Source organism: Erythrobacter sp., assembly GCF_038133525.1.
Taxonomy (GTDB): domain Bacteria; phylum Pseudomonadota; class Alphaproteobacteria; order Sphingomonadales; family Sphingomonadaceae; genus Qipengyuania.
Window position 1 is genome coordinate 1 of sequence record NZ_JAYPTL010000190.1, and the last position, 619, is coordinate 619.

General features: G+C 61.6%; 1 pseudogene. It reads left to right on the forward strand.

Going from position 1 to position 619, the window contains the following annotated elements:
• Positions 1-592, forward strand: a pseudogene (locus AAFM29_RS17870) (methyltransferase C-terminal domain-containing protein); the annotation flags it as partial.
• Between the last annotated feature and the right edge of the window lie 27 nt (positions 593-619).

The window sequence follows — 619 nt, forward strand, 5'->3', positions numbered from 1 at the left end:
GATCTATCACGAGCATTTCAGCTATCTTTCGCTGCTGGCGGCAGAAACGCTGTTTGCCGGCGCGGGCCTGCGCGTCTTTGCCCTCAATAATTTGCCCACCCATGGCGGATCGGTCCGCTTCTACGTCTGCCGCGCCGAATCGAGCCGCCCGAACGAGGCATCGCTTGACGCCATGCGCGCCGAGGAAGCCGAATACGGCCTCGATAGGCGCGAGGTTTACGAGGGCTGGCGCGCCGATGTGCAGGAAACGAAGCTGGCGCTGATGGAAATGTGCCTGAAGCTCAAGCGCGAGGGGAAGACCATCGTCGGCTATGGCGCTCCGGCCAAGGGCGTGACGCTCCTCAACTATTGCGGGATCGGGGCCGATTTCCTCGACTATACCGTCGACCGGGCGCCATCCAAAAAGGGCTGTCTGCTTCCCGGCGTGCACGTCCCGATTCTGGACCCTTCCGAGATCCTGAACACCCGGCCCGATTACGTGCTTATCCTGCCATGGAATCTCAAGGACGAGATCATGGAGCAGATGAGCGCGGTACGCGACTGGGGCGGCAAGTTCGTGACCCCGGTTCCGCTCGCGAAGATCGAGGATTGAGGTAAACGTGGGCGTCCAGCCGAACAT